4 protein-coding genes are annotated in these 22,418 nt (G+C 74.9%); all 4 read left to right on the top strand.

Translation table 11 applies throughout. The features are described 5' to 3' along the window. Positions 1-160 precede the first annotated feature (160 nt). Genes ACGF4F_RS33730 through ACGF4F_RS33715 form a run of 4 tightly spaced genes read left to right on the top strand, consistent with a single transcriptional unit; the run spans position 161 to position 22,411 of the window. The gene (locus ACGF4F_RS33730; RefSeq protein ID WP_393084042.1) at positions 161-2,887 is read left to right on the top strand and encodes an amino acid adenylation domain-containing protein; all 2,727 of its coding nucleotides are present in this window, start codon (positions 161-163) and stop codon (positions 2,885-2,887) included. Beyond that, positions 2,887-6,009, top strand: coding sequence for an amino acid adenylation domain-containing protein (locus tag ACGF4F_RS33725; RefSeq protein ID WP_393084039.1), 3,123 nt, complete (start codon positions 2,887-2,889; stop codon positions 6,007-6,009). Before ACGF4F_RS33730 ends, ACGF4F_RS33725 begins: the two co-directional genes overlap by 1 nt. After that, positions 6,006-12,209 (top strand): amino acid adenylation domain-containing protein, encoded by a 6,204-nt coding sequence (locus ACGF4F_RS33720; RefSeq protein ID WP_393084036.1) that lies wholly within the window; start codon positions 6,006-6,008, stop codon positions 12,207-12,209. The genes ACGF4F_RS33725 and ACGF4F_RS33720 overlap by 4 nt, the downstream gene beginning before the upstream one ends. Then, entirely contained in the window at positions 12,206-22,411 is a 10,206-nt protein-coding gene (locus tag ACGF4F_RS33715; RefSeq protein ID WP_393084033.1) for an amino acid adenylation domain-containing protein, read from the top strand. The genes ACGF4F_RS33720 and ACGF4F_RS33715 overlap by 4 nt, the downstream gene beginning before the upstream one ends. The last annotated feature ends 7 nt before the right edge of the window (positions 22,412-22,418 follow it).

Here is a 22,418-nt window from a genome sequence, read left to right as displayed (position 1 = left end):
GCCCGGGCATCTCCGATATTGCGCTTTTGTTCCACCGGGCTGCGGGGCGAGGACCGTGCGCACGATGGAAGACGACAGACCCGAACGGAGGACGCGAGGCTCAGCCGGTAGTCGAAAACCGGGGGAAGGAAACGGTGTGCACGAGCGGGGATCCTCAAACGTGGGCCGGCCGGACGGCGGGGGACGCCCGATACACCACGCGGTCACGCACTGGGCCCGGCGTACACCAGAGGCGCCCGCCGTCACCTGCGCCGACGGCACGTTGTCCTACCGTGAGCTGGACGAGCGGGCCAACCAACTCGCCCACCACCTGCGCCGGCTCGGCGTGGACCGAGACGTGGTCGTCGCGATCCATCTGGACCGCGGTCTGGACCACTACGTGGCGCTGCTCGGCGTCTTCAAGGCCGGCGGCGCCGCGCTTCCGCTGGACACCGGCTATCCCGCCGCCCGCCTGCGGTACATGCTCGACGACAGCGGTGCCCGCGTGCTGATCACCGGGCAGGACCCGCCCGCCGACGGCACGTGCGCCGTGGTCGACCCGCACACCGACGCGACGCTGATCGCCGCGAACCCCGCCACGGCACCGGCCTGCCGCACCCGGGCCGCCGATCTCGCCTACCTGATGTACACCTCGGCGTCGACCGGGGCACCCAAGGGCGTGCAGCTGGAGCACGGCGGGATCACCGACCTGTGCCGCTGGCACGTCGCGGCCCTCGGGCTGACCGGGGCCGACCGCGGCTCGCTCGCCGCTCCGCTGAGCTTCGACGCGTCGATCCTCGACCTGTGGCCGGTACTCAGCGTGGGCGGGCACGCCGTCGCGATGTCCGACGAGGACCGGGGCGACCCCGAGCGGCTGGTCCGGGCGCTGCGGGACAACGAGATCACGGTGTGCTTCCTGACCACCGCCCTCGCCGAGATCCTGCTCGCCCAGCCCGAGCTGGAGACGCTGTCGCTGCGCTACCTGGTGACCGGCGGCGAGGCGCTGCGGCGCCGCCCCCGGCCCGGACTGCCCTTCCGCCTGATCAACATCTACGGCCCCACCGAGACCACGGTGTACGTGACCTCGGCCGTCGTGGCCGACTCGGCCACCGAGGACGGGCCGATCCCGATCGGCCGCCCGCTCGGCGCGGTGGGCGTCCGCCTGCTCGACCCGCACGGCAAGCCGGTGCCGCCGGGCGAGGCCGGCGAGATCGTGGTCGCCGGCACCGGGGTCGCCCGAGGCTACCTGCGGCGGCCGGAGCTGACCGCCCGGCGCTTCGGCGAGGACGGGGCGGTGCGCACCTACCGCACCGGCGATCTCGCGCGCCGCAACGCCGACGGCCAGCTCGAGTTCCTCGGCCGCATCGACCGTCAGGTGAAGATCCGCGGGCACCGCATCGAACCCGACGAGATCGAGCGGGTCCTGCTGCGGCATACGGACGTGCGGCAGGTGGCGGTGGCCGCCGTCCGGCCGTCCGGCCAGGCCACGCAACTGGTCGCCTACGTCGAGCGGGTCGGCCGGCCCACCGGGACGGGCTGGTCGGCGCCGCCGGAATCCGCCGGAAACGCCGCCACCACGGTGGCCACGGTGCGGGCGCTGGCACCCCGCGCACTGCTCGAGATCGGACCGGGCGTGACCGGGCTCGACCGGGTGTGCGGCACGCACGTCCGGCTGGACTCCCTGATCGCGGGCGGCCGCGCGGACTACGACGTCGTGCTCGTCGACGCCCACGGGGCGCGGCTGCGTTCGGTCGAGGACCTGCTCGCCACGATCGCCGCGGCGATGCGGCAGACCGTCGCCGGCGGCACCGTGCTGGTCAGCGGCGTGCGGTCGCTCCCGCTGCTGCCGGCCGCCGCCGGCGCGGCCGAACTGGCGGCGGCTCCGGACGCGACGACCGGGGACGAGCTGCGCTGGCGGGCGTACGGCCGGCTGCGGGCCGACCCGGCGCCGGCGCTCCACCCCGCGGTCTTCGCGGACCTGGAAGGGGGGTCGGTGGACATCGTGCCGCGGTACGACCGGGACGATCCCGGCCGGTTCGACGTGCTGATCCGGGTCGGCGAGGTGGCGCCGGCGCCGGAGTTCGACTGGCTGGACTGGGGCGGCAACGTCGACCTGGCCGGCATCCGGGACCTGCTGCGGACCGGCGAGCGGCGCGCGGTCGGCGTCCGGTCGATCCCGTACGCGCAGCTGTCGGCGCGGTTCGCCGCCTGGCAGGACATGGCGGGCCCGGTGACCGCCGGCGAGCTGCGCGACCGGGCCCGGCCCGCCGGCGCGCCGGCGCTGATCGACCTCCGCGCGCTCACCGTCGGCCTGCCCTACCGAGTGCGGCTCAGCTGGGCCGCCAGCCGGCCGGACGGCGCGCTGGACGCGGTGTGGCTGCACGACTCCGTGCCCGAACCCGTCCGCCTGCCCTGGCCGGGCCCGGACACCGTGCCGGCCGTGCGGGCGAACCACGCACCGGACGAGCAGGGCGATGAGGAGTTGCGGCGGGCGCTGCGGGAGGCGCTGGCCGCCCGGTTCGTCCCGCACGAGATGCCGGACCTGTTCGTGCTGCTGGACCGGCTGCCGCTGACCCCGGTCGGCAAGGTGGACCGCAACGCGCTGCCGCCACCGCACTGGCTGGGCGGTGAGCGGCAGGCCGCCGCCGGGCCACGGACCCCCGCCGAGGAGGCGGTGACCGGCCTCGCGGAGGAGGTGCTCGGCCGGGCGGGCGTCGGCCGCGACGACGACCTGCGCTCCCTCGGCGCCCACTCGCTCACCTTCGCCCAGCTCTCCACCCGGATCATGCGGCGGTTCGGGGTCCGCGTCCCGGTACGCCGGCTGCTCGAGGAGCCCACCGTCGCGGCGATCGCCGGCCGGCTGGAGAACTCCTTCCCAACCGCCCTCGACCGGCAGGAGGTCAGCTGATGGATGCCCCGCTGTCGTTCGCCCAGCAGCGGCTGTGGTTCCTCGACCAGCTACACCCGGGCGCCACCGGCTACAACATCCCGTCCGCGCACCGTATCCGCGGTCCGCTCGCGCCCGAGCTGCTCGCCCGGGCCCTGACCGAGGTGACCCGCCGGCACGAGGTGGTCCGGGCCGTGGTCGGCGACGGGCCAGCCGGGCAGCCGGTGCACCGGATCCAGCCGCCCGAACCGGTCGAGCTGCCGGTCACGCCCGTCGACGGCGGGTCGACGCAGGAGCGACTGACCCGCGCGGCCGAGCTCGCCCGGGACCACGTGCTGCGGCCGTTCGACCTGCGCCGCGGCCCGCTGCTGCGGGCCGAGCTGTTCCGGATCGGCGACGACGACCATGTGCTGCTGGTCTGCCTGCACCACCTGGTGGCCGACCAGTGGACGCTCTCGCTGCTGCTGCGCGAGGTGTCCGAGCTGTATGAGGCGTTCCTGCTTGACTACGGGTCGCCGCTGCCCGAGCCACCCCTGCAGTACACCGACTTCGCGCGGTGGCAGCGCGAGACGATCGACGAGGATGTGCTGGACGGGCAGCTGCGGTACTGGCGGGACCGGCTGTCCGGGTGCGAGCCGCTCGGCCTGCTCACCGACCGCCCCCGGCCCCCGGTGCAGCGCTGGGACGGCGCCCGCGTACGGCACCGGATCCCCGCCCCGGTGCTCGCCGCCGTCCGCGAGATGGCCGCCCGACACGACGTCACGCTGTTCGCGGCCGTGGCCGCCGGGCTGGCGGCGGTGCTGGCGCGGCACACCGGGCAGACCGACATCATGGTCGGCGCGGCCTTCGCGCACCGCGACCGCCCAGAGTTCGAGGACCTGCTCGGGTTCTTCGTCAACACGGTCGTGCTGCGTACCGACCTCACCGGCGACCCGGGCTTCGGCGAGCTGCTCGCCCAGGTGCGGGAGACCGCCCTACAGGCCCAGGAGAACCAGGACCTGCCGTTCGAGCGGCTCGCCGACCTGCCCGGGCCGGACCGCGACCTGAGCCGGCCGCCGCTGGTCAACGTCGTGCTGTCGTTCCTCAACACGCCCGCCGAGCCGCTGCGCATCCCCGGCTCGGCGGTCACCGAGTTCGTCTTCGACCCCGGCGTCGTCAAGTTCGAGCTCGACGTCATGGCGTTCGAGGCGGACGGCGAGCTGGTGGTGGACGTCGACTACCGCCGCGACCTGTTCGACCGGTCCACGGTGGAACGGCTGCTGGCACACCTCGAGCGGATCCTGGCCGGCGCGGCCGCGGACCCGGGCCGGCCGGTCTCCGCGCTGCCGGTGCTCACCTCCGCCGAGGAGGCCCAGCTGCTGGCCTGGGGCAACGCCACCACCCCGCCGCCCACCCCGGCGAAGACCGTGCCCGAACTGTTCGCCGAGCAGGTCGCGCTCCGGCCGGACGCACCGGCCGTACGGTGCGGTGCCGAGGTGCTCACCTACGCCGAACTGGACGCGCGGGCCGAGCGGATCGCGGCCGCGCTGGCCGGGCTCGACGCCCCGGCCTGCGTCGGTGTCTGCCTGGACCGGTCGGTCGACCAGGTGGCGGCGCTGCTGGGCATCCTGAAGACCGGCGGCTACTACCTGCCCCTGGACCCCGGCTACCCGGCCGAGTGGCTCGGCAACCTGCTCCGCGACGCCGGCGCCGCCGCGGTGGTGACCGGCACCGCGTACGCGGACCGGACCGCCGGCTGGACAGGGCCGAGCGTGCTGGTGGACGACCTGCCCGCGGCCGGCGGCCGGACGCCGGGGGCGGCGCCCGGGCCGGAGGATCTCGCGTACGTCATGTACACCTCCGGCTCGACCGGCCGGCCCAAGGGCGTCCGGGTGCCGCACCGCGCCGTGGTACGGCTGGTGCACGAGACCGACTACGTCGACATCGGACCGGGCGACCGGGTCGCGCACAGCAGCAGCATCTCGTTCGACGCCGCCACCTTCGAAATCTGGGGCGCGCTGCTCACCGGCGCCGAGTTGACCATCCTGCCCAAGGAGACGGTGGTGGAGCCGGCGGCGCTAACGGCCGCGCTGCGCGAGCACGGCATCACCGTGCTCTGGATGACCTCTTCGCTGTTCAATCACACCGTCGGCGAGGTGCCGGACGCGGTGGCCGGCATCGGTACCGTCATCGTCGGCGGCGAGGCGCTCGACCCCGCGGTGATCCGCACCGTGCTGTGCCCGGGGAACGCGCCCCGGCGGCTGCTCAACGGCTACGGCCCGACCGAGAACACCACCTTCAGCACCACCCACCTGATCACCGCGGTACCGGACGACGCCGTCTCGGTGCCGATCGGTACGCCGATCCGCGGCACCCGCTGCTACGTCACCGACCCCCAGCTGCGGCTGGTGCCGGCCGGCGTGCCGGGCGAACTCTGCGTCGCGGGCCTCGGCCTGGCGCACGGCTACCTGGGCGCACCGGAGCTGACCGCGGAACGGTTCGTGCCCGCCCCGTACGGCCCGGCCGGTGACCTGCTGTACCGCACCGGCGACCTGGTCCGCTGGCTGCCCGACGGCACACTGGAGTTCCTCGGCCGCAGCGACGACCAGGTCAAGATCCGCGGCTACCGGATCGAGCCGGGCGAGATCGAGGCACGGCTGACCGGCTGCCCCGGCGTACGCGCCGCCCTCGTAATGGTGCGCCGCGCCGACGACGGCCCGCGCCTGGTCGCCTACGTGGTTCCGGACACCGGCGTCGAGCTGTCCGTGCCGGAGCTGCAGAACCGGCTGGCCGGAACACTGCCCGGATACCTGGTGCCGAGCGACTTCGTGCTGCTCGACCAGTTCCCGCTCAACGCCAGCGGCAAGGTGGACCGGGCCCGGCTGCCCGAGCCCGAACGGGCCGATCACGGCACCGAGGTGGCGCCGCGCACCGACCTCGAGGCGACCGTCTGCCGTGTCTGGGCCGAGCAGCTCGGCGCCGGCGAGATCGGCGTCACCGGCAACTTCTTCCATCTGGGCGGCGACTCGCTGCTCGCCACGCGCGTGGTCGGCAGGCTGCGCCGCGAGCTCGGCATCCGGCTGAGCGTGCGGACGCTGTTCGACCACCCCACGGCCGAAGCCTTCGCCGCGGCCGTGGACGACCTCCGGGGGACACGGGTATGAGCACGACGACTGCCAGCGTGCCGGCGACGAGCGTCCAGGAGCGCATGTGGTTCGCCGAGCGGCTGGAGCCGGGCGACGGGCTCTACAACGTGCCGTACGCGTGGCGGGTGCAGGGCAGCCTGTCGGCCGAGGCGCTGGAACGGGCCGTGGCCGTACTGATCGAACGGCACGAGATCCTGCGGACCACGTTCGCCGAGCGGGACGGCCGGCTCCACCAGGAGATCGGTGACCCGTGGACGCCGGTCCTCGACCGGATCGACCTGCGGGACGCGGCGGAGGGCGGCCTCGCGGCGTGGCTGCGCGACTCGGCGCGCCGCCCGTTCGATCTGGACGGCGGCCGGCTGCTCCGCATCGGGCTCGCCGAACTGGACGAGCGGCGGCAGGTCTTCTTCCTCTGCGCCCACCACCTGGTGTGGGACGCCACCTCGACCCAGCTGTTCCTGCGCGAGCTGCGGGACTGTTATGACGCGGCCGCCGCCGAGCTGGACGCGGGCACCGCAGCGGACGCGGTGGACGCCTGGCTCGAGGAGGCCCGCCCGCTGCCCACGCTCTTCCTCGGCCAGGCGGCCCGCACCCCGGACGACACCGCGCTGGTCTTCGACGGCACCGCCCTCAGCTACGCCGAACTCAGCCGCCGCGCGCACGCCGTGGCCGGCTACCTCGCCGGCCGGGGCCTCGGCCGGGGCGACCTCGTCGGGGTGTACGTCGACCGGTCGGCCGATCTGGTGCCGGCGCTGCTCGGCGTGCTGCTCGCCGGCGCGGCGTACGTGCCACTCGACCCGATCTACCCGCCGGAGCGGATCGCCGGGATGCTGGACGACTCCCGGGCCGGCCTGCTCATCGCCGACCAGCCGCCGGGCACGGAGATCGCGGCGACCGGCGTCGAGACGGTCCTGCTGGACAGGGTGCTCGCCGCCGCGCCGAGCACCGCCCCGGCCGCGGTGACCGGGGACGACATCGCATACGTCATCTACACCTCGGGCTCGACCGGAAAGCCCAAGGGCGTCCGGGTCACCCACCGCGGCCTGGCGAACCTGCTGCGGTCCATGGCGATCCGGCCGGGCTTCGGCGACCAGGACACGATGCTGGCCCTCACCACGGTCTGCTTCGACATCGCCGCCCTCGAGCTGTTCCTCCCGCTGATCACCGGCGGCACGGTCGAGGTCGCCTCCGCCGAGGTCGCCCGCGACGGCGACCTGCTCGTCCGGCACCTGGCCCGGTCCCGGCCCACCCACCTGCAGGCGACCCCGGCCACCTGGCGGATGCTGCTGGCCGCCGGCTGGGCGGGCGACGCGGACCTGACCGTGCTCTGCGGCGGCGAGGCCCTGCCCCGCCCGCTCGCCGACGAGCTGTACCGCCGCGCGCGGGCGGTGTGGAACCTCTACGGCCCCACCGAGACGACCATCTGGTCGACCGCGAGCCTGGTGCCGGCCACCGGCCCGGTCACGCTCGGCCAGGCGGTCACCAACACCAGCCTGCACGTGCTCGACGACAGCATGCGGCCGGTGCCGGCCGGCGAGCCCGGCGAACTGTGGATCGGCGGCGACGGCGTCGCGGCCGGCTACCTGCGCCGCCCGGAGCTGACCGCCGAGCGGTTCCGCACCGATCCCGCCGACCCGGCCGGCGGCACGATCTACCGCACCGGCGACCTCGTCCGCGCCCTGCCAGACGGGCAGCTCGAATACCTCAACCGGGTGGACAACCAGATCAAGCTGCACGGGTTCCGGCTGGAGCCGGGCGAGATCGAGTCGATGCTGCGGGAACGTCCGGACGTCGCCGACGCGGTGGTGCTGCTCGACGGCGTCGACACGCTGGCCGGCTACCTGGTCTGCGACGGGGAGCCGCCGGCGGCCGCGGACCTGCGCGCCTTCCTCGGCACGCGGCTGCCCGGTTACATGGTGCCGTCGGTCTTCCGGATCGTGGACCGCTTCCCGCTGACCGGCAACGGCAAGGTGGACCGGAACGCGCTGCGGGCGCAGGGCGGCGAGTTGCCGTCCGCGCCGCGCGCGGAGCCGTCGACACCGACCGGGCGGCTGCTCGCCGAGGTCTTCGCCGAGGTGCTGGACTGCCCGCCGCCCGGCGCCGACGACTCGTTCTTCGAGCTGGGTGGGCACTCCCTGCTGGTGCCCCGGCTCACCGGGGCGATCGCCGCCCGTACCGGGATCCGGATCTCCGTCCGCGACCTGTACCGGCTGCCCAAGCTGGACGACCTCGCCGCCCACCTGGACTCGCTGGCCGGTCAACAACCCGGCGAGCAGCCGACGGCGGCTCCGGCGGGCACGCCCGCGACCAGCATGCAGGAGCAGATGTGGCTGGCCGAGCAGATGGACCCCACCGGCCCGGCCTACAACGTCCCGCTCGCCTGGCGGATCACCGGCGACCTGGACCCGGCCGCGCTGCGGGCCGCGCTCGGCGCGCTGGTCGAGCGGCACGAGATCCTGCGTACCGCGTTCCACCACCGCGACGGGCGGCTCTACCAGGTGGTCACCGAACCGTGGGCGCCCGAGCTGACCACCAGCGCGGAGGATCTCGCCGGCCGGACCGACCGGGAGGCGACGACCGCCTTCGACCTCGCGTCCGGGCGGCTGCTGCGCGCCCACCTGCTCGCCACCGCGCCCGGCGAGCACGTGCTGCTGCTCTGCTTCCACCACATCGCCTTCGACGCGCAGTCGGTACCGGTGCTCGAGCGCGACCTCGGCCACTTCTACGCGCGCGCCCTCGGCCGGCCCACCGGCGAGCTGCCGCCGCCGGTCCAGTTCGCCCAAGCCGAGTGGGACGAGGACCCGGACGGCATCGGGTACTGGGTGGACCAGCTCACCGGCGCGCCCGAGGCGCTCGACCTCGGCGCACCGCCCCGGCGCCCGGAACCGCACGGCGCCGTGCCGGTCCCGTTCGACCCGGACTTCGCCCAGCGCACCGCCGCCCTGTGCGACGAGTACCGGGTCTCCTGGTACATGGTGGCCGTGGCGGCGGTCTCCGCCTGGCTGCACCGCACCCACGGCGGCGACGACGTCACCTTCGGGCTGCCGATGGCCAACCGGGAGGGCGACGGGCTGGCCGACGTGCTCGGGCCCTGCCTGAACACCGTGGTGCTGCGCTCGCGGGCCAAAGCCGGCACCACCTTCGCCGACCTGCTCGGCGAGGTTCGGGACAGCATGCTGGACGCCTTCGAGTACCAGGCGGTGCCGCTACCGGCGGTGCTGTCCCGGCTCGTCCCGCAGCGCCGGCCGGGCCGTACGCCGTACCTGGACGTCATGCTCAACCTGGTCTCGGTGCCGCACACCGGGCAGCCGCTGGGCCCGGCGACGATGACCGCGCTGCCGTTCGACCGCTGGCAGCACGAGACGAAGTTCGGTCTCACGGTCACCTTCGTGACGGACGGCGGCAAGCTGAGCGCGGTGCTGTCGTACCGTGGCGACCGGCACACCGCGGCCCGCGCCCGGCGGCTGGCCGACCGGCTCGGCCGGGTCCTCGATCAGCTCACCGGCCTGGTGGGGTCGCCGCTCGCCGAGCTGCTGCCGGCCGGGCGGCCGCAGTTCCGCGACTTCGCGGCGGCGCAGGCCGAGGAGCGGGAGAGCGCCGGCGGCCAGGACGGCCTCGAACAGTGGACGCGGCGGCTGTCCGGCGCGCCGGCCTTCCCCGCCCTGACCCCGCCGCTGCGCACCGCGGCACCCGGCTCGGTGCCGATCCCGCTGGCCGCCGAGGCGCTGGAGCGGCTGCGTCGGGTCCGCTCCGCGCACGGCCTCTCCTGGTTCATGGTGGCCGCCACCGGGGTCGCCGCGCTGCTGCACCGGTGGACCGGGCAGGAGGACGTCACCTTCGGCTGCCCGGTGGCGAACCGCGACGAGTTCCCCGACCTGCTCGGGCCGTGCCTCAACACCGTCGTGCTGCGGTCCGAGTGCGACGCGGACACCACCGTGCTGGACCTGGCGCTCGCCATGCGGGAGACCGTGCTGGGCGCGTTCGACCTGGAGCGGGTGCCGTTCGAGGACGTGGTGAGCCGGCTGCGGCCACCACGGCGGCCGGGCTGGACCCCGTACGTGGACGTGACGCTCGCCGCGACCGCCGCCGGACCGGCCGGCGCGTCACTCGGCGGCGCCCTGCTCACCCCGATCGAGCTGGACCACGCGGGCGCCGGGTACGCCGCCAAGTTCGGCCTCACCGTCGGTTTCGAGGAGATCGACGGCCGGCTGCGCGGCACCATCCTGTACCGCGGCGACCGGGTGACCGGCGGCGAGGCCGAGCGGATGGCCGCCTGGCTGGGCCGGTTCGTCGAGTCCTTCGCCGAGGTGGCGGACCAGCCGGTAGGCACGCTCCACCTGCTCGGCGCTCCCGAGCTGACAGAGATCGCCGGGTTCGAGCGGACCGCCCCGGCCGGCGAGGCGACCACCGTGCCGGCGCTGTTCGCCGAACGGTGTGCCGCCCAGCCGGACGCGCCGGCGATCCGGTCCGGCCGCGGCGTGCTGAGCTACGCCGAGTTGGACCGGCGGGCGGACGCGCTGGCGGCGGCGCTGCGGCCGCTGGCCACCGGCGCGCGCCCGGTGGTCGCGCTGGTCCTGCCCCGCGGCGCGGACCTCGTGGTGGCCATGCTGGCCGCGTGGAAGGCCGGCTTCAGCTACTGCCCGATCGACCCGGTCTACCCGCAGGCGCGGATCCGGTTCATCGTCGCGGACGTCGGCGCGTGCGCGGTGGTCACCGACGACCCAGCAGCGATCGCCGGTGCCGTGCCGCCGGGCGCCCGGGTCGTCGACGTGGCCGAGGCGACCGAGGACCCCGGCGGTGGGCCCGCGGCGCTGCCCGATCCCGGCACCACCGCGTACGTGCTCTACACCTCGGGCACCACCGGCGAGCCGAAGGGCGTCGCCTACCGCCACGGCAGCCTCGCGCACGTCACCCGGTGGCACGCCGACACCTTCGGCGTCGGGCCGGGCGACCGGGTCAGCCAGATCCACAGCGTGGCGTTCGACATGACGGAGTACGAGATCTGGCCCGCGCTCTGCGGCGGCGCGGAACTGCTGCCATACGAGCGCCCGGTCGTGGTGCCGGAGCTGGCGTCCTGGCTGGACGAGCAGGGCGTGACGATGTTCTTCACGCCGACCCCGTTGGCCGAGGCACTGTGGACGGCGGGCACCAGCCCGGCGTCGCTGCGCTGGCTGTTCTTCGCGGGCTCGCCGCTGACCTCGGTGCCGCCGGACGCGCCGTACGGGATCTGCGACGCCTACGGGCCGACCGAGACCTACATCACCACCACCCACGTGTTCGACGCGGCCACCGCGACCGTGCTGAACTGCGTGGGCCGGCCGGTCGACGGCGTACACGTCTACGTGCTGGACGCGGCGGGCCAGCGCTGCCCGGTCGGCATGCCGGGCGAGCTGTTCGTCGGCGGCGCGACGGTGGCGCAGGGTTACTGGGGCCGCGACGACCTGACCCGCGACCGGTTCACCGCCCGGACCCCGGACGGCGAGCCGGGCTGGATCTACCGCACCGGCGACCGGGCCCGCTGGCTCCCGGACGGCACGCTGGAATACCTGGGCCGGCTGGACCGGCAGCTCAAGATCCGCGGCTACCGGATCGAACCGGCCGAGATCGAGGCGCAGCTGCTGCAGGATCCGCTGATCCACCGGGCCGTCGTGCGCGGTTTCCCGGGCGAAGCCGCGCCGCTGGTCGCCTACCTGGTGGCGCCGGCCGGTTCGACCCCGGACACGGCCACCGTGCTGGCCCGGCTGAGATCCCGGCTGCCGGAGTTCATGATCCCCAACGCCGTGGTGTGGCTGCCGGCGCTGCCGCTGAACCACCGCGGCAAGCTCGACGCGGACGCGCTGCCCAAGCCGCGCCGCGAGGACCGGGTCGGCGAGACCGCGTGGACCGCGCCGGAGTCCGAGACCGAACGGCGGATCGCCGCGGTGTGGTCGGCGGTGCTCGGCCTGGAGCAGGTCGGCGTCCACGACAACTTCTTCGACCTCGGCGGCAACTCCCTGCTGCTCGGCACCCTGCACACCCGGCTCGAACGCGAGCTGGCGCTGACCCTGCCCATCCGGCGCCTGTTCGAGCACCCGACCGTGCACGCGCTGGCCCGGTCGCTGGCCGCCGGCGCGGACCAGCCGTCGACCACGGCGGACGTCCGCGGCCGCGCCGAACGCGCCCAGCGCGCCCGCCGGGCCCGGCCCGCCCGCGCGACGAGGAATGGAGAGGACGCATGAGCGAGAGCAACGCGATCGCGATCGTCGGGCTGGCCTGCCGTCTCCCCGGGGCCGAGGACGTCGGGCAGTACTGGCGGAACCTGCGCGCCGGGGTCGAGGGCATCAGCCGGTTCGAGCTCGCCGAACTCCTCGCCGCGGGGGTGGACCCGGCGCTGGCCCGGCACCCCCGGTACGTGCCGGCGCGCGGCGTGCTGGCGGGCGGCGAGTGCTTCGACCGCCGGTTCTTCGGATACAGCCCGGCCGAGGCGGCGGCCATGGACCCGCAGCAGCGGGTGTTCCTGGAGTCGGCTTCGGTGGCGCTGGACGACGCGGGCATCGATCCCGAACGGTTCGGCGGCTGGATCGGCGTCTACGCGGGCTGCGACATGATGAACCCGGCGCTGCAGGGCTCCGGCGGGGACGGCCTGTCCCGGATGATCGGCTACGACAAGGACTACCTCGCCACCCGGGTCGCGTACAAGCTGGGCCTGCGGGGCCCGGCGATGACCGTGCAGACCGCCTGCTCCACCTCGCTGGTGGCGGTGCACCAGGCGGCGCAGAGCCTGCTGAACTTCGAGTGCGACGCCGCCCTCGCCGGTGGCGCCTCGCTCTGGCTGCCACAGGTCACCGGCTATCTGTACGAGGAGGGCTACATCGAGTCGGCGGACGGCCACTGCCGCCCGTTCGACGCCGCGGCCAGCGGCACGGTGGGCAGCAGCGGGGTCGCCGTGGTGGTGCTGCGGCGGCTCGAGGACGCGCTCGCCGACCGCGACCGGATCGTCGCGGTGATCCGTGGTTCGGCGCTGAACAACGACGGCGGCGCGAAGATCGGCTACAGCGCGCCGTCGTTCGCCGGGCAGCGCGACGTGATCCAGTTCGCCCAGGCGCAGGCCGGGGTCGAGGCCGGCGACATCGCGTACGTGGAGGCGCACGGCACGGCGACGCGGGTGGGCGACCCGATCGAGGTGGCGGCGCTCACCGCGGCGTTCCGCGAGTCCACCGACCGGGTCGGGTTCTGCCGGCTCGGCGCGGTGAAGAGCAACATCGGCCACACCGGCGCCGCGGCCGGCGCGGCCGGACTGATCAAGACGGCGCTCATGCTGAGGCACCGGGAGGTCGTGCCCACGCTGCACTTCCGGGAGCCGAACCCGGGCCTGGAGCTGGACACCTCCCCGTTCCGGATCGCCGCCGAGCTCGCCCCGCTGCCCGCCGAGGGCCCGGTCCTGGCCGGGGTAAGCGCCTTCGGGGTGGGCGGCACCAACGCGCACGTCGTGCTGGAGTCGCCGCCTTCGCGCCAGGCCGCGCCAGCCGGGTCGAAGCCCCGGGTGTTCTGCCTGTCCGGGTCGACGCCGGCGGCCCTCCGCACGATGCGGGCCGACCTCGCCGGGCACCTGGAGTCCACCGACGACGCGCTGGACGACGTCGCGTTCACCCTGGCCGTGGGGCGGCGACGCTTCCCGCACCGCAGCGCCGTGGTGGTCACCGACCGGGCCCAGGCGGCCGAGGCGCTGCGCTCCGGGCCGCCGCCCGCCCGCGCGACCGACGAGCGGGACACCGCGTTCCTGTTCCCCGGCACCAGCGTGCTGCGCTCCGGCTTCGGCGCCGCCGCACACCGCCGGCTGCCGGTCTTCCGCGAGACGTTCGACGCGCTCGCGACCGAGTGCCGCCAGCAGTACGACATCGACCTCTGCCCGGTGCTGCGCCCGGACGCCGGCCTGGACTGGCTGCGCAGCCTGCGCAACGAGCAGCTCGCCCTGTTCGCCATCGGGTTCTCCTTCGCCCGGCAACTGCAGGCGTACGGCATCGAGCCGAAGGCCATGCTCGGCCACAGCGCCGGCGAGGTCGTCGCCGCGGCCGTCGCCGGGCTGTGGACCCCCTCGGACGCGCTGCGGCTCGTACATGAGCGCGGCAGCATCCTCAGCGACGTCGAGCCGGGCCGGATGCTGGCCGTGTCCGCGTCCCCAGACGAGGTACGCGACCTGCTGGCCGCCCGGCCGGGCCTGACCGTGGCGATCGAGGCGCCGCGGTACTCGGTGCTGGCCGGCCCGACCGAGCTGATCGACCGGCTGCAGGCCGACGGGGTCGGCGACCGGGTGCTGGACCTCGGCGGCGCCTACCACACGGAGGCGATCCGGCCGGCCGCCGAGCGGCTCGGCCGGATCTTCGAGGAGATCCCGAACACGACGCCCGCCCTGCCGTACCTGTCCAACCTCACGGGCGACTGGGCCGACCCGGCGGCGACCGGCCGCGGCGACTACTGGGCCGACCACGCGACGAGCACGGTACGGCTGTCCGGCTGCGTGGACACCCTGCTGGCCAGCTCGTGCCGGGTCTTCGTCGAGCTGGGACCCGGCCAGACCATGACCCGGATGCTGCTCGGGCACCCGGCCTGGACCGCCGGGCACCTGGCCGTGCCGGTGCGCGTGCGGGCCGAGGACGACGAGGAGGAGAGCCTGCTCGCCGCGCTCGGCAAGCTGTGGGAGCGCGGCTTCGAGATCCCGATCGAAGATCTGCTGGACGAGCCGCGCCGGTGCGCGCTGCCGCCACACCCGTTCGAGCGGATCGACTGCGAGAGCGCCCGGCCCCGGGCGGCCGGCGCGCCGGGTGCCGTGCAGCAGCACGACATGATCGTGACGGTCGGCCAGGTGCGGGCGCCGGAGCTCGTCGCCGCCATGGCCGCGGACCCGGCCGCGATCCGGCCGGCTGCGCTGACCGACGCGCTGGCCACGGCCGAGGGGGCGGTCGCGCCCGCCGTGGCGGTGGCGGTCGAGGACGACCCCGAGGTCCTGGACGGACTGCCGCGGCTCGCCGAGCAGGCCGCCCCCGCGGGGGTGCGGCTGCTGCTGCTCGGCAGCGGCCTGGTCGGCGAGGGCCCGGTGCCGGACCTGGTGGAGCGCCTGCGCCGGGCGGCGCCGATCACGGTGTTCGACCTCGACCACGGCGACGCACCGGTGCACGCGCCGGCCGCCCTCGGCGGGGTGCACGCGTGGCGCGGCGGCCGCTGGTGGCACCTCGACGAGGAGCCGCGCACCACCGACCCGGACCCGCCGGCCGCAGCCGACGCGCCCGAGGAGGACGACGACCTCGCGGACGGGCCGCGCAACGCGACCGAGGAGGCGGTCGCCGCGGTGTGGCGGGAGTTGCTCGGACTGACCGGCATCGGGATCCACGACAACTTCTTCGAGCTGGGTGGGCACTCGCTGCTCGCCACCCAGCTGGCATCCCGGCTGCGGGTGCGGTTCGAGACGGAGATCCCGCTCGAGGCGGTGCTGGACAACCCGACGGTGGCCGGGCTCGCCCGGGTGGTCGGTGGATCCGGCACCGCCCGGCGGCAGGCGATCGTCCCCCGGCCGGAGTCGGACGAGCCGCTGCCGGCCGCGTTCATGCAGCGGCGCCTGTGGTTCCTCGAGCAGTCCGGGGCCGACCTCGCGTACGCCATCCCGCTCGTCCTGGACCTGGCCGGCGCGCTCGCGGTCGAGACACTGCGCGACGCGATCTCCGAGGTGGTCCGGCGGCACCAGGTGCTCCGGACGGTGCTGCCCGAGCGCGACGGCGAACCGGTCCAGGTGGTGCTCCCGCCCGCGCCGGTAGACCTGCCGCTGGTCGACATCACCGGCGCCGACGAGGCGGAGCAGGACCGGCGGCTGGCCGACGACCTGCGCCGGCCCTTCGACCTCGCGACCGGCCCGCTGCTGCGCGCGACCGTCTTCCGGACCGGCGAGAACCGGCACATCCTCGCGATCTGCGTGCACCACATCGTCATCGACGGCTGGTCGCTGGACCTCCTCTGCGACGAGCTCGGCCAGCTGTACAACGCCTTCCTGGCCGGCCGGGAGTCACCGCTGGCGGAACTGCCCGTCCAGTACGGCGACTACACGCTCTGGCAGCGCGACCGCCTCGCCACCATCCTCGACGCCGACCTGGCGTACTGGACCGACCGCCTCGCGGACGTGCCGGCGGGTCTCGAACTGCCCACCGACCGGCCGCGGCCCCGGGTGCAGACCAACCACGGCGCGATCGCGGACCGCTGGCTCCCCGCCGGCCTGCGGGCCGACCTGGAACGGCTCGGCCGCAAGCACGACGCCACGCTCTACATGACCCTGCTCGGCGGCTTCCAGGCGCTGCTGCACCGCTACACCGGCGCCACCGACATCTGCGTCGGCACGCCGGTCGCCGGGCGCACCGAGGTCGAGCTCGAGCGGATGATCGGCTTCTTCGTCAACACGCTGGTGCTGCGCACCGAGGTCGACCGCCGGCTGTCCTTCGCCGGCCTGCTGGCGCGGGTCCGCCAGACCGCGATGGGCGCGTTCGCGCACCAGGAGGTGCCGTTCGAGCGGCTGGTCGAGGAGCTGAACCCGCCCCGCGACCCCAGCCGCAACCCGCTCTTCCAGGTGATGTTCAACCTGCTGAACCTCAACGACAACCCGCTCGACCTGACCGGGATCGAGGTGCGCGACCGGCCGAACCCCGGCCTCGGCAGCGCTCAGGTCGATCTGTCGTTGGACATCTACCAGCGCGGCGACGGCCTGCTGTGCCGGCTGGAGTACAACAGCGACCTGTTCGACGCCGCCACCGCCGACCGGCTGCTGCGCCACTTCGAGACGTTGCTGACCGGGCTGGCCGCCGACCCGGACGCCGAGCTGGGCAGCTGCGAGCTGCTCGACGACGCGGAGCGGCGGCAGGTCCTCGACGAGTGGAACGACACCGGCCGCGCGATCGAGCCGGTGACCGTGCCGGAGTTGTTCGAGCGGACCGCCCGCCGCACGCCGGACCAGCTCGCCGTGGTGGGCCGGGACGGCCGGCTCACCCACGCCGAACTCCACGCCCGCGCGAACCGGCTGGCCCGCTACCTGATCGCGGCCGGGGTCGGCCCGGAGGACCGGGTCGCGCTGATCCTGCCCCGCACCACCGACGTGGTGGTGGCGATCCTCGGCGTGCTCAAGGCCGGTGCGGCCTACCTACCGATCGACCCGGCCATGCCCCGCGACCGGGCCGCCGCGATGCTCGAGGACGCGGCGCCCGCCCTGGTGCTCACCGAGCTCGATGAGGAGCTGCTGGCCGGCTTCGCCGACCACGACGTCGACCCCGACGAGCGGGTCCGGCCGCTGCACCCGCGGCACCCGGCCTACCTGATCTACACCTCCGGCTCCACCGGCCGGCCCAAGGCGGTCGTCGTGGAGCACCGGAGCGTGGTGAACCTGTACCACGAGCACCGGTCCACGCTGTTCGCGCCGATGGCCGCGCGGCGCCCGGTCCAGGTGGCGATCACCGCCTCGTTCTCCTTCGACACCTCCTGGGAGGAGCTGCTCTGGCTGGCCGACGGGCACACGCTGCACGTCATCGGCGAGGAGCTGCGCGCCGACGCCGAGGCGCTCGTCGGTTACGTGGGGAAGCACGGCATCGACTTCCTCGACGTGACCCCCTCGTACGCGGCGCCGCTGCTGGCCGCCGGGCTGCTCGAGGACGACGGCCGGCACACCCCGGCGATGGTGTCGATCGGCGGCGAGGCCATCGACGCCGCGCTGTGGGAGGAGATCGGCGCCGCACCGCGGACCGCCGCTTACAACTACTACGGACCCACCGAGTGCACGGTGGACACCCTCGGCAGCCCGATCGCGGCCGGCCGGCCGGTGTCGCTCGGCCGCCCGCTGGCCAACACCCGGGCGTACGTGCTGAGCCCGGACCTGCAGCCGGTGCCGCCCGGGGTGGCCGGTGAGCTGTACCTGGCCGGCGCCGGGCTGGCCCGCGGCTACCTCGGCCGCCCCGGCCTCACCGCGACCCGGTTCGTCGCCGACCCGTTCGGCGCGCCCGGTACCCGGATGTACCGCACCGGCGACCTGGTCCGCTGGCAGGCCGGCGGCACCCTGGAATACCTCGGCCGGACCGACGACCAGGTCAAGATCCGCGGATTCCGGATCGAGCCGGGCGAGATCGAGGCGGTGCTCGCCGGTCACCCGGCGGTGACCCAGGCGGTCGTGGTGGCCCGGGCGGACCGGCCGGGCGACCCGCGCCTGGTCGCGTACGTGGTGCCGGCCGAGGAGGGCACGCCCGACCCGGCCGAACTGCGTGCCTTCGCCGCCCGGTCGCTGCCGGACTACATGGTGCCCGCCGTCGTGGTGCCGCTCGACCGGATCCCGCTGAACACCAACGGCAAGGTCGACAAGAAGAAGCTACCCGCGCCGGTCTTCGTCGCCGCGGCCTCCCGAGCGCCGCGCACCCCGGCGGAGCGGGCCCTGGCCGGCCTGTTCGCCGACCTGCTCGGGGTGCCGACGGTCGGCATCGACGACGACTTCTTCGCCCTCGGCGGGCACTCGCTGCTGGCCACCCGGCTGATCACCCGGATCCGCGCGGCCTTCGGCGCGGACCTGCCGGTACGGGCGCTGTTCGAAACGCCGACCGTGGCCGGGCTCGCCGACCAGCTCGCCGAGGCGGGCCGCGGCGGGGAGCGGTCGGAACTGCGCGCCCGCGTACGGCCGGAGGTCCTGCCGTTGTCCTTCGCCCAGCAGCGGCTGTGGTTCCTGGACCGGCTGACCGGCTCGGACTCGACCTACAACCTGCCGTTCGCGCTGCGGCTGACCGGCACGCTGGACACCAATGCGCTCCGGCAGGCCCTCGCGGACGTCACCGGCCGGCACGAGGCGCTGCGCACCGTGCTGCCCGAGGTGGACGGCGAACCGCGCCAGGTCGTCCTCGACGCCGCCACGGCGCGGCCCGAGCTGATCGTCACCGAGGTCGCGGCCGGGGAGCTGGAACAGGCGGTCAGCACCGCCTGCGGTACCGGCTTCGACCTGAGCGGGGCCCTGCCGCTGCGGGCGCACCTGTTCCGGCTCGCCGCCGACGAACACGTGCTGCTGCTGGTGCTGCACCACATCGCGAGCGACGGCTGGTCCCTCGCGCCGCTGGCCCGGGACCTCGGCACCGCCTACCGCGCCCGGCTGGCCGGCGCGGCCCCGGACTGGGAGCCGCTGGCCGTCCAGTACGCGGACTACACGCTCTGGCAACGGGACGCGCTCGGCGACGAGGCCGACCCGGAGAGCACCCTGGCCCGGCAGGTCGCGTTCTGGCGGGACGCGCTCGACGGCATCCCGGAGCTGCTCGACCTCCCGACGGACCGGCCCCGCGGCGCCGCCGCCGAAGGACGGGGCGGGGCGGTCGACTTCCGGATCCCCGCCGACGTGCACCGGAGGCTGGCGGGACTCGCCCAGGAGCAGGGCTGCACGCTGTTCATGGCGCTCCAGGCCGGGCTGGCCACGCTGCTGACCCGCTGCGGCGCCGGCACGGACCTGCCGATCGGCTCGGTCGTGGCCGGCCGCCACGACGACGCCCTCGACGACCTGGTCGGGTTCTTCGTCAACACGATCGTGCTGCGCACCGACACCTCCGGCGATCCCACGTTCCGGCGCCTGCTGGCCCGGGTGAAGGACCGCGACCTGGCCGCGCTGGCCCATCAGGACCTGCCGTTCGAACGCCTCGTCGAGATCCTCAACCCGCCCCGGTCGCTGGCCGGCCATCCGCTCTTCCAGGTGGCGCTGGTTCTGCAGAACACCGCCGAACCCGAACTCGACCTGCCGGGCCTGCGCGCCGCACCAGAGCCGGTCGACGACGTGGGCGCGAAGTTCGACCTCACCGTCAACCTGAGCGAGGACGGCGACGGCATCGAGGGCGCCCTGGTCTACCGGGCGGACCTGTTCGACGCGTCCACCGCGGCGGCGCTGGCCGACCGGTTCATCCGGGTGCTGACCGCGGCCACCGCCGACCCGGACACGCCGATCAGCACGTACGAGCTGCTCTCGGCCGCCGAGCGGCGGGCGGTGCTGCCGGCCGGGACCGGCACGCCGGTGGAGCCGCGCACGTTCCCCGCGATGTTCGAGGCGGCGGCCGCCGCGCACCCGGACGCCGTCGCGGTGTCCGACGACGAGGTCACCTGGACGTACGCCGAGCTGAACGCGCGGGCCGACGAGCTGGCCCGGACGTTCGCCGCGCGCGGCGTCGGCCCGGAGGACGTGGTCGCACTGGCCCTGCCGCGCTCGGCCGGCCTGGTCGCCGCGATCCTCGCCGTGCAGAAGGCCGGCGCGGCCTACCTGCCGGTGGACCCGGAGTACCCCGGCGAGCGGATCGCCTACCTGCTGGAGGACGCTCGGCCGGTCCTGCTGGTCAGCACCGGGCCGATCGCACCGGCGCTGCCCACGCACGACTGCCCGGTCATCCTGCTCGACGCCGCCCCACCGGCCGCCCCACCGGACACCGCCGTGCGCCGGCCGGACCCGCGCAACCCGGCCTACCTGATCTACACGTCCGGCTCGACCGGCCGGCCGAAGGGCGCGGTGGTCTCGCACTCCGGCCTGGCCGCGCTCGCCGCGCACCAGGCGGAGCGGTTCGGCGCCGGGCCCGGCGACGCGGTCCTGCAGTTCGCCTCGCCGAGTTTCGACGCGTCGGTGTGGGACGTGTGCCTGGCGCTGCTGACCGGGGCCCGGCTGGTGCTGGCGCCGCCGGAGCAGCTGCTGCCCGGTCCCGCGCTGGCCGAGCTGGTGACCCGGCGCGGCATCACCCACCTGAACCTGCCGCCGTCATCGCTGGCCGCGCTGGATCCGGGCGACCTCCCGCCAACGGTCACCGTGCTGGTCGGCGGCGAGGCCTGCCCGGCGGACCTGGCGGCTCGGTGGTCGTCCGGACGCACGTTCGTCAACGCCTACGGCCCCACGGAGGCGACCGTCGTCGCCACGATCAGCGACCCGCTCACCGGGACCGGCATCCCGCCCATCGGGCGGGCGGTCCGGGACATGCGCCTCTACGTGCTGGACGCCGCGCTGCGGCCGGTGCCACCCGGCATCCCCGGCGAGCTGTACCTCGCGGGTCCCGGTCTCGCCCGGGGCTACCTGCGCCGGCCGGGCGTCACCGCGGAACGGTTCGTGGCGAACCCGCTCGGCGGTCCCGGCGATCGGATGTACCGCACCGGCGACCTGGTGCGCTGGCGGAACGGGAACCTGGAGTTCCTGGGCCGGGCGGACGGCCAGGTGAAGCTGCGCGGGTTCCGGATCGAACTCGGCGAGGTCGAGGCCGTCCTGACCGAACATCCCCAGGTGGCGCAGGCCGTGGCCGTGGTGCGCGAGGACCGGCCGGGCGACCCGCGCCTCGTCGCGTACCTGATCCCGGAGTCCGAGGCGCCGGAGCCGGTCGAGCTGCGGGACTGGTTCCGCGACCGCGTGCCGGCCCACCTGGTCCCGTCGGCCTTCGTAGCACTGGACGCCTTCCCGGTCACCCCGAGCCGCAAGATCGACCGGAAGGCGCTACCAGCCCCCGAGGCCACGACGACCGACCGCGCCCCGCGGACCGCTCGCGAGGTGGCCCTGTGCGGCCTGTTCGCCGAGACGCTCGGGCTTGAACGCGTCGGGCTCGGCGACGGCTTCTTCGAACTCGGCGGCCACTCGCTGCTGGCGGTCAAGCTGATGGGCCGCATCCGCTCGGCGCTGGGCGTGGACCTGGGCATGCGTACGCTCTTCGCCGCGCCGACTCCCGAGGCGCTGGCGCAGCGGCTCGACCAGGCCGCCCCGCCGGACGCCGCGGCCGACGTGCTGCTGCCCATCCGGGCCACCGGTACCGCGCCGGCGCTGTTCTGCGTGCACCCGGTCTCCGGGCTCAGCTGGTGCTACGCGGGCTTGCTGCCCTATCTGCCGGACCGGCCCGTGTACGGCCTGCAGGCTCGGCGCAGCTCCCCGCCGCAGGATCTGGACGCGCTGGTCGACGACTACCTGGCCGAGCTTCGGGCGATCCAGCCCACCGGCCCGTACCACCTGCTGGGCTGGTCGGCCGGCGGAACCATCGCGCACGCGCTCGCCTGCCGGTTGCAGCGCGACGGCGATCAGGTCCGGTTCCTCGCCCTGCTGGACTCCGTCCCGCGGGCCGGCAGCGCGGACCGCGCGGCGATCACGCTGGCCATCGGCGACGACGTGGGCGCCACCGGCGAGGACCTGGACGCGCTCGTGGAAAGCGGCCTGCACACCCAGCGGATCCTCGAGCGGACCCCGCCCGGGCGGTTCCGCGGGAACGTCGTCTACCTCACCGCGGTCCGCGACGGCGACCGGGCGGCGGCCGCCTGGCACGAGCACGTCGACGGCAACGTCGACGAGTACCCGATCGACTGCCACCACACCACGATGATGCGCCAGGGTCCGCTCACCGAGATCGGCCCGGTCATCGCCGCCGAGCTGAAACGCGCCCGCTGATCCCCGA

Source organism: Micromonospora sp. NPDC047740, assembly GCF_043204735.1.
In the GTDB taxonomy this organism is placed as follows: Bacteria; Actinomycetota; Actinomycetes; order Mycobacteriales; family Micromonosporaceae; genus Micromonospora.
This window is presented reverse-complemented; position numbering and strand designations above follow the sequence as displayed.